A 9283-nucleotide genomic window follows, 5' to 3' on the forward strand; every position below is an offset into this window, starting at 1 on the left:
AGGGTTGATAAATAAAGACAATCATCCATGACTGTCAGAAAAAAAAACTTAAATTCTGATACCTGTCTTCTTGAAGATATAGTCACAAGCAGTCTTGTAAACCTCTTCAATTGTCATATCTGAAGTATCAATAACCAGTGCATCATCAGCAGGCTTTAATGGTGCAACAGGACGGTTACGGTCTCTGTCATCACGTTCTTTGATTTCAGCTAATACTTTCTGATAATCAGCTTCTTTGCCTTTCTGCTGTAACTGAAGCATTCTTCTGTTTGCTCTTACTTCAGCACTGGCATCTAAAAACAGTTTTACATTTGCCTTTGGAAAAACAACAGTTCCCATATCACGGCCATCTGCAATAAGACCAGGCTCTTTTAAGAACTCTCTTTGTCTTTGCAAAAGTGCCATTCTAACTGATGGATAAGCTGCAACCTTACTTGCATTGTTGCCTGCCTCTTCAGTTCTTATCTCTGATGAAACATCTTCACCATTTAAAAGAACATGAACACCATCATCAAGGCATTCAAAGGATAAATTCAGAAGTTTAGCTTCTTGTACAACTGATTCCTCATCAAACAAAGCAAGACCAGCTTTTCTTACTGCATAGCCTAAAACTCTGTAAATTGCACCAGAATCAAGTAACTCATAATCAAGTGCTGATGCGAGTCTTTTTGTCAGCTCGCCTTTACCTACGCCACTTGGGCCGTCTACTGCGATTACAATTGCTTCTGCCATTTTTTTATCCTTATATTTTTAAGATTGCTATTTTAACAGAAAAACATCCCGTTTATACAGTCTTTTTTGCATATAAATGCATTTTTTTACCATTTCTTTTTGCTAATTATTTTCATAAGTGCTGATTTTTGATTATTAGTATTTTTCTTTGTGATAAAATACAGCAAATTCAATATGTTTATTACTAGGAAATTGTTTTGACTACTAAGTTAATTCAGGGCCCGGTTGCTCTTTTACCTACAAAATACGGGTTGTTCAATATCACTATTTTTAAAGAAAACGACTCAATCGATCATGCTGTTATCTTTTTAGGTGATCTAACTGATGGTGAGCCAGTATTGTGCAGAATTCATTCTGAATGTCTAACAGGTGATGTATTCGGCTCATTAAAATGTGACTGTGGTTTCCAGCTTGCAGCTGCAATGCAGGAAATCCAGAAAGCTGGTCGAGGTGCTATTCTCTATATGCGCCAGGAAGGAAGAGGTATCGGTCTATTCAATAAGATAAGAGCCTACAAGCTTCAGGATAATGGTGCAGATACAGTTGATGCTAATGTAAATCTTGGTTTTCCTGCAGATGCAAGAAACTATGAAGCTTGTGCTCAGATGATGAAAAACATGGGATTTACTAAAGTTATTCTCATGACAAATAATCCTTTAAAGATTAATGACATTAAAGAGCATGGCATTGAAGTTGTAGACAGAAAACCTATTGAATATGGAAGAAACAAATTCAATGAGGATTATCTGAATACAAAAGAAGAAAGAATGGGCCATATGTTTCATCATCAAGATTAAAAAACATTATAGATTAATAAAGGAGCTCACAAAGCTCCTTTTTTATTAGACAGATCCTTATTATCAAATACATCCAAAATCATTCTTTAACAAAGGAATTAATAAAAAAAATGGATTCAATACTGTGTACTGAATCCAAGAATTTAGGACTTTTTTGAAGAATATAAAAATGATTACTGTTTCTTTATAAGATACTTGTAACTATGGGTCTTGTGTGTAAGATCAACGATCTTCTTACATGCCTCAGGAGCATCATCTGATACAGATTCACAAACCTTTTTGTAGTATCTTTTAGCTTCCTGAGCATCATATGCCACATTGAAGCCGTATAGAGCCTGAGATGAATCTGGCTTTACACCATATTCATAAATTCTTGCTGCACGTAAACATGCTGAATAGTTGTTAAGTTTGCAGCCTAAATCAAGATAGTAAAGAACCTCATATAAAGTAGTCTTTACATTCTGTGACTCTGACTTATTGGTTTCTTGCATATTGAAGAAAGTCTCATAAGTCATAAGACATGAATTTGAATCCTGATAACGGTCACATAGAGTCTTTAAATATGCGAAGGCTTCAGCATACTTCTTCTCCTGTAATGCCTGATCACGTAGAAGAATACAGTTATTGATGTTTCCATCAGCACATACTCTATCTCCTAGTAAAGCAACAGGAGCTTTTGATTTTGGTTCAACATTGGAATCTTCGCCCTGGCAGATTACAATAACCAAAGGAATGCATAACACAGTTGCTGAAAGAAAATATAAAAAAGCTTTTAAAACCTTCATAGTACTCTATCTGTTCAATTGTTAAAAATTAAAGTGACATTCATCACAAATTTTCTGAATGTTATTATAGACAAAAAAACTTTGATGTAAATCAAATTTTTAATTTTTTTTACATCTCTGACATTTCAGGTTAAATATTTCATCTTTATTAGTAATGATTTTTAGTACATTTTTGAGATTTTTATCAAATTTATTTATTTTGTATTTTTTAACCTTTTGAAATATCATATGATTTCAAAATCAACCATATTTAATCAAAGAGTTTGACTATGAGTTTTGAATATAAAGGTAGGATTATTGAAACTGATTCAAATGGCTTTTTATTGAATAAAGAGGACTGGAATGAAGAAATTATGTACATTCTGGCAGAATCAGAAAATTGTGATCTGACCGACAAACACATTCTTGTTATAAACGCAGTTCGCAAATACTATGATACATATGCAACCACTCCTGCTATCAGAATTCTTTTAAAGTATTTAAAAGAGTCTGGTTATCAGGATCTTTCATCATCAATTGAACTTGCAAAACTTTTTCCAAATGGAGCTGCTAAAAGTGCGGCTAAATATGCAGGTTTGCCAAAACCAATAAAATGCATATAAAAAAACCAGGACACTTTGGTCCTGGTCGTATGTGCTTTTCTTTTAGATGTTATCTCTTAATTTCTAAGAGTGCTGCAAAATTAAAGTCACCTTCAACCTTACCATCTTTTACTGTGTAATACTTAAGTGAGTATGCATCCTGTAGCTTGGATCCATCAGCAAAACACTTGCCAACCAAAACCTGCTTTGTATCACCTACATGAATTACAACAGCATTATCAATTCCCTTTGCCTTGTCCTTAAACATTCTGCAGTAGGAACCATCTGACAGTTTTTCCTGATAACCTGCACCAACTGCAGGATTACGTAGTCTGAACTGACCAATCTTCTGCCATACAGCAAGAATTTCATTGTCCTTTGAGAAATCCTTACTTAAGGTTGATACATTTGCAGCCCATTCTTTAGCATTATCAACATCTTTAGGGAAGTTCATATCTGAACGTATACCCTGCTCCATGTCGATACCACCGCCCATATCATTTACTCTTGATGTTTCATCACCGTAGAAAATCTGAACTGAGCCTGGCAGTAACAGGAAGTTTAATGCTGCTTTTGCCATGTTCTTCTTTCTACATAAAGATGTGTCATGAGATGAAATATAAGTCAGATTGCCAAGAGGTACCTTTCCTTCAAGACGACCATATAATTTTCCGTATTTCTCCCAGTCAGCCTGATCAGGCATAATACATGTATTTAGATTTACACCGTCAGGATTGAAGTAAAAATCGATTAGAGAATCAAATCCACCATCCTTTGCAAAACCTGATTTGTCCTCAGGATCGGTTGTAAAAGCCCACAGCTCACCTGTCATATAGAATGGATCGGTCCAGTCTGCAGCAGGATCTTTACCCTTATTCTTCTCACGCCACTTGTTTAAAGCAGCAACAGAATACTCTTTTAACAGTTTCCACGATTCTTTTGATACGTACTTAACAGTATCTGCTCTGTAACCGTCAATACCGAATTCCTCTACCCATGAAGCAAGCCAGTGAGCCTGGAACTGAGCAACACTCATCTGGCCCTGTCTGTATGGAATTGCTGCAGGAATATCATATTTAGGATTTGGTGTTTTCCATTTATCTAATAGGAACTGAGGTAAACTTACCTTCTTTGCATTAGGATTAGTATTCTTAAAATCAGGAAGATAAGCTAAACACTTATCAAGACCATCTTCAGCTCCGCAAGGCTCACCATATGCATCAAAAATAATCCAGTCCTTACCCCACCATCTATCCCATGATGGATATGATCTAGCATCAACTGGTCTGTTATGGAATGTTTCACCAACACTTGCGTTTGGCAGCCACTCAGAACAAGGATCAACACCGTTTGCAGTCTCACCGAATTTTAGATCACACATATCCTTTAATGTTGCATATGCAGAGTGATTCATAACAACATCAATAAGAACTCTGATACCTCTTTTGTGAGCCTCATTCACAAAAGTTCTGAATTCTTCTACTGTACCCATATTTGCGTCAATAGAAGTAAAATCAAGACCATAATAGCCATGGTATGCATAGTACTGATACATACCCATAGGACCACCGCCTACCCAGCCGTGAGCCTGCTCTACAGGTGAGCTCACCCAGATAGCGTTTACACCTAATGAACGAATATAATCTAACTTCTGAGTTAAACCTTTGAAATCACCGCCATGGAAAGTACCTGCAGTATAACCTGCTGAATCCTTATAAGGTCTTCCATATGAATTGTCATTACTCTTATCACCGTTATAGAAACGATCGGTAATTACAAAGTAGAGATTAGTGTTCTGCCAGGTAAAAGGAAGGCTTGCTCCCTCATCTGACGTCTTAGAACAGCCTGAACAAAGGCAAACTGTACCTGACAGCAATGCTGTAGCAAGTGCAGCTACTCCTAGAAGTTTTGATTTTTTCATTAAATTCACCATAGTCTTGTATAAAAAGTTTTTTCAGATTATTAGATAAGTCACAAATTATCTATATAGAAAAAATGAATTATTGATTCTGATCACAAAAGAAAACTTAATAGGAATTAATAACAATATGATATTTATGCATTTTTTGGTTTAGTACAAATAAATGTGGGATCTAGGATCCCCTTATTCATTCAAGTAATTCCATCTTTGTCTTGAGGCATCAAACAGTTTTAAAAAGAAATATTCATCATCAGGGAGTCCATAGCTCTTCGTTCTGATGGTCTTTATCCTCTGATTGATACCTTCAACCTTTCCGTTTGATAACGGCTATCTGCATGACTTATGATGCCGTCAATATGATTTTTAAGTAACCTGGCAAACCATATGAAGTGCTTGTTTTCTGCGCCTTTACAGTATTACAGTAGTTAATGCTCTCTCTATATATAGCTTCATTTCTGCTGCTGTAGGCCTTAAATAAGCTTGATCTAAATTGGTCTTTACAAAATATAAATCCATCAGCAAACGGTTCTGGGAGAGTAATTTTATGTACCTGCGGTACTGTTCTGCCTTCAGTTTAACTTCCTGCTTTTTAAACAGTTCAGAGCCTCAAGAAATCACCTTGCCTTCTTTGGCATCTTGGTCTTTTGATTTTAGAGTTTCTCGCTTGGAGGTAAGTATGTACTTACTTCACTTAAGAGCTTTTGCAACTGCAGATGCACCATATTTATTTTCAACATCTGCAGAAAATTTTCTAACTGATGATGCTGCTTCAGCTACTTTTGCAGCTACTACTTTTCACAACTGAATTAAAAAATTAAATTAATACATCATGCTTATAATTCATCATTTGAAAATGATTTTTTGAAAAGACAATATCTGATACTACCTCATCAATAAGCCATGAAAAAGCAAAATCATATAAATCTTCGGTTACACAATCTAAATCAAAACCTTCTAAAAAGTAAGGATAAATAAAAACACCTTTATCATCTAACTTATATTCATGGTTTAAAAGTTTCTTTTTTGCAAAATCTATAACCTCAGGATGTTTATTTGCAATTTCTGTAAATTCTTCTTTGCAACCATTATAAATTGAAGCATATTGATAAAATATTGATAATATATGACTCAAGTCCTCAATTGTTTCAGGCTCTTGTAATTCAAGTGCACTCATAAGAATATCAAGATTTGGATTATCAATTTTTAGATATTCAAAGCAATGTTTAGGATTGATATTTCTAATTTCAAAATACCTGAAATAACTCTGCTCGTCTTTAAGATCATTAAGAAAACAAGCAACATTATAAAAATCACGATTGCATACAGCTTGAGCATTTAATTGCTCTTGCAAATTTCCGTAAATCATTTTTGATCCTCTTGTTTGTTTGCAATATCCTTACAAAGAAAGGATTGGCTTTAGGTACTCTTAATTCTGGTTAATTATTAAGGTCACATATTCTTAAGAAGTGTAAAACACAAGAAGTAACTTATTTGTCTTTGAATATGTGCCAGAAATTGTGCTTTAAATAAGTACGTCCTGTTTATAATTCATCATCTTAAAATGATTTTTTGAATAAAGAATGTCTATAACAACCTCATCAATAAGCCATGAAAAAGCAAAATCATTAATGTTTTCACTAACATGTTCTATTGTATGAAACTTTAAAAATGGTGGATCTATAAAATGATGATCATCAGCTAAAGTGTATTCATGATTTTTTATTTTATTTTTTGCAAAATCTATAACCTCAGGATGTTTATTTGCAATTTCTGTAAATTCATCTTCACAGCTATTGTAAATAAAACTGTATTGATAGAATATCGATAGGATATGACTTAATTCTTCAATTGTTTCAGGCTCTTTTAATTCGAGTGCACTCATTATAATATCAAGATTTGGATTATCAATTTTCAGATATTCAAAGCAGTGTTTTGGATTGATATTTCTGATTTCAAAATACCTGACATAACTCTGCTCTTCTTCATGGTCATTAAGAAAACAAGCTACATTATAATAATCACGATTGCATACAGCAGCTGCATTTAAGAATTCCTGATAATTGTTAAAAAACATTTTTATCTCCTTTTAATTATTTATATTCAAGATCGCCTCTTAATACACCAAACACACTTTGAGCATTGGTATTGCACTCTATATCTGATATCAGTGAATTATCATGCCTTTTAATAAAGTCAAAATAGGCATCCCAGGAAACAAAGCGATCATGCGTATAAAGGTCATCATCACTATCATCAAAATCATCATCAAAACAATCATCAGAATCATTGTCTTCATTAGGAACATAAAAGTAACCTTTTATGTATGGAATAGCTATATTTCTAAACATATCCATAAAGATGACAGTTAATTCTGTTTCATCAAATTCACTGACAAGGATCTTTCTTGATTGACCATAGTTTTTGCATAAACCATGAAGGTATGTATACTTCAATGCATTAATCTCATCATATGAATGCCAGCATTCGATGATTTCTTCATATAAATTTGCATCAAAATAAGAGCAATTGCCATTAGCTACTTTATTAGCAAAGTACACAAGAGCATCTAAAGAGAAATACTGAAGATAATCCAATGCAAAGTCACAATCCCAGGCATAATTATCAAGATTACAATCGTTTTCTTCAGCATTTGATCTGCAAGCAAGATACAAATCAGTAAAATCATATGCATGAATAAATGAATTTATCAGTCTAATCTGCTCTATGCTGACATTAAAAGGAAGATTATCATCATCAATCATTAAAGGCTGAGCACAAAAGATAGAACGAGCCTTATCAAAGAAATAATCTTCCTGAACACTAATAAGACCTCTGTAAAAACGAAATTCACTAAAAAAGCCTGCAATAATTGAATCAATTTTTTCTAAGGTATTTGTTGAATTATTTGTATCCATAATAATGACCTCAAAATAAAAGGTGTTTTAGAAAATATCGTGTCTTTATCAGTACTGTAATATATTCAAATATATTTTGTCTAATATTTTTTTAGATTTTTTATTATCTTAATCACGTTTTTATGGAATAAAGAAACAAGAACGCATATGGATAAATAATAAATTTCTTTTATTTTTAATAAGTTATTTATCAGTACTGTATAAAATAATAAAATTTATCAGGTTAGTGTTTTTTTATTTTTACTGAAGGAACAACATGATCTTGTTACTAAGTTGCAACGATCTTCCATTGTGTGTGCAGCACAACAAGAATAAAGAACTGCAACTGCATTTTTTGAAAGGAAGAGCCAATCAATTTGATGTAATGCAGGCTCACGCACGTAACTTCGGTCTAGCAGCTAGATTTCCATCTAAGTTTTTTAATTGAAAATGGTGGATGAATAGAAAAGACTTAACATATATGTTTGTTAGTTGGTCAACAAATCTATCGATTTAGTGGTCAACCATTTTTATCTATAAACATCCATTAGGATGTGAATCATGATTTTTAATTACTCAATTGTCTGATGACAATCTATTTATACAAAACTGTCTTTATAAAGATTGATGTAAAAGAATTTCTCACTTTGTTTTTATATTTCTCATTATGCTGATTGTTACTTATTCTCTTTTGAATTACTCTTTTTATCATTCATTGCATTAGCGCCGATTGTTCTTTTCTTTCTGAGATCAATCTGCTCATCAAGATTTTCATTCTTTTCATCATCAGACAGTTCTGGCAGGGATAGGATTTTTTCGAATAATGCCCTATTCTGCTGATTTTCTAAAGAAAAAGCAAAACGCTCAATCAGCTTACTTGAAGTAAGATGATACTGTCCTGCAAATCTGCATAGCAGAATATTGGCATGATCTTTAATATAATACTTATGCTGCTTTGCAAGTTCCTTATCATCCTTTTTTGGTCTGGCCATTAAAACAATTCCTTAAATCGAGAAATTCTGATAATCAGAGTCAATAATATTGCTACTCTTGTTGTTTTTTTTAATCTATTTTCATTTTCCAGATCATTGAAAATAAACCTAATTTAATAACAAAATGAACCTAGGTCAAGTAACACTTGATACCAAATCCCTGATACACACATAACTTAATCTTGAAAATGCAATCACAAAAATAATTATTTCTATGTTTAATCAGCTAATAAGATATCAGATTAAGATCGTTAAAACTTGTTTAAAGATCAAAGGATTAAATATTCTTCAACCAAACAGTCAAACTGTTGGTAAAGTTGTCATTTATCTATCAATTTGTATGCTCTAAACTAATGTCACAATACTCTATTCTTATTATTATCGTATTTTCTAAAATTAAATTGTTGCAATTATCGTAAAATAATATTACAGTACTGTTAATTTCTTTTCAATAAATAGGAGTCATTTTTCAATAGTAGATTGATTTGTAGGAAGATAAAAAACTGCAACTTAATAATATGATACGTGCTTACTTACTATAAGATCATTGCGTCTTAATTGAAGATCGGTGCAATTAAATA

General features: G+C 32.9%; 10 protein-coding genes and 1 pseudogene. 3 read left to right on the plus strand and 8 right to left on the minus strand.

Annotated features, from left to right (window positions below; translation table 11 throughout):
- Positions 1-48: 48 nt before the first annotated feature.
- Positions 49-732, minus strand: a complete 684-nt coding sequence (gene cmk / locus ACJML3_RS00300; protein WP_219935958.1) for a (d)CMP kinase — start codon at positions 730-732, stop codon at positions 49-51.
- A gap of 197 nt (positions 733-929) precedes the next feature.
- On the opposite strand from cmk, the gene ribA reads away from it, so the two are divergent.
- Positions 930-1529 (plus strand): GTP cyclohydrolase II, encoded by a 600-nt coding sequence (gene ribA / locus ACJML3_RS00305; RefSeq protein WP_406019627.1) that lies wholly within the window; start codon positions 930-932, stop codon positions 1527-1529.
- 173 nt (positions 1530-1702) lie between these two features.
- On the opposite strand, the gene ACJML3_RS00310 is transcribed toward ribA, so the two are convergent.
- Positions 1703-2314, minus strand: a complete 612-nt coding sequence (locus ACJML3_RS00310) for a hypothetical protein (RefSeq protein WP_406019628.1) — start codon at positions 2312-2314, stop codon at positions 1703-1705.
- Between the two features lie 269 nt (positions 2315-2583).
- On the opposite strand from ACJML3_RS00310, the gene ACJML3_RS00315 reads away from it, so the two are divergent.
- A complete protein-coding gene (locus tag ACJML3_RS00315) occupies positions 2584-2916 on the plus strand; it encodes a TusE/DsrC/DsvC family sulfur relay protein (protein ID WP_406019629.1) in 333 nt (110 codons plus the stop codon).
- Between the two features lie 49 nt (positions 2917-2965).
- On the opposite strand, the gene ACJML3_RS00320 is transcribed toward ACJML3_RS00315, so the two are convergent.
- Positions 2966-4816, minus strand: a complete 1851-nt coding sequence (locus ACJML3_RS00320) for an alpha-amylase family glycosyl hydrolase (RefSeq protein ID WP_406019630.1) — start codon at positions 4814-4816, stop codon at positions 2966-2968.
- A 183-nt stretch (positions 4817-4999) separates the two neighbouring features.
- Positions 5000-5128, minus strand: a pseudogene (locus ACJML3_RS00325) (hypothetical protein); the annotation flags it as partial.
- A gap of 364 nt (positions 5129-5492) precedes the next feature.
- Here ACJML3_RS00325 and ACJML3_RS00330 point away from each other — a divergent pair.
- On the plus strand, positions 5493-5621 hold the full coding sequence (locus ACJML3_RS00330; RefSeq protein WP_406019631.1) for a hypothetical protein: 129 nt from the start codon (positions 5493-5495) through the stop codon (positions 5619-5621).
- Positions 5622-5630: 9 nt separating this feature from the next.
- Here the strand turns inward: ACJML3_RS00330 and ACJML3_RS00335 are convergent, their stop codons facing one another.
- The 4 genes from ACJML3_RS00335 to ACJML3_RS00350 all read right to left on the minus strand — a co-directional run bounded on the left by ACJML3_RS00335 (position 5631) and on the right by ACJML3_RS00350 (position 8702).
- Positions 5631-6182 carry a hypothetical protein gene (locus ACJML3_RS00335; protein WP_406019632.1) on the minus strand — a complete coding sequence of 184 codons (552 nt, stop codon included), beginning with the start codon at positions 6180-6182 and terminating at the stop codon, positions 5631-5633.
- A gap of 156 nt (positions 6183-6338) precedes the next feature.
- Positions 6339-6890 (minus strand): hypothetical protein, encoded by a 552-nt coding sequence (locus ACJML3_RS00340; protein WP_406019633.1) that lies wholly within the window; start codon positions 6888-6890, stop codon positions 6339-6341.
- Positions 6891-6906: 16 nt separating this feature from the next.
- The gene (locus ACJML3_RS00345) at positions 6907-7731 is read right to left on the minus strand and encodes a hypothetical protein (RefSeq protein ID WP_406019634.1); all 825 of its coding nucleotides are present in this window, start codon (positions 7729-7731) and stop codon (positions 6907-6909) included.
- Between the two features lie 656 nt (positions 7732-8387).
- The gene (locus ACJML3_RS00350; protein WP_219935974.1) at positions 8388-8702 is read right to left on the minus strand and encodes a hypothetical protein; all 315 of its coding nucleotides are present in this window, start codon (positions 8700-8702) and stop codon (positions 8388-8390) included.
- Positions 8703-9283: the final 581 nt, after the last annotated feature.

Source organism: Succinivibrio sp., assembly GCF_045124615.1.
Taxonomy (GTDB): domain Bacteria; phylum Pseudomonadota; class Gammaproteobacteria; order Enterobacterales; family Succinivibrionaceae; genus Succinivibrio; species Succinivibrio faecicola.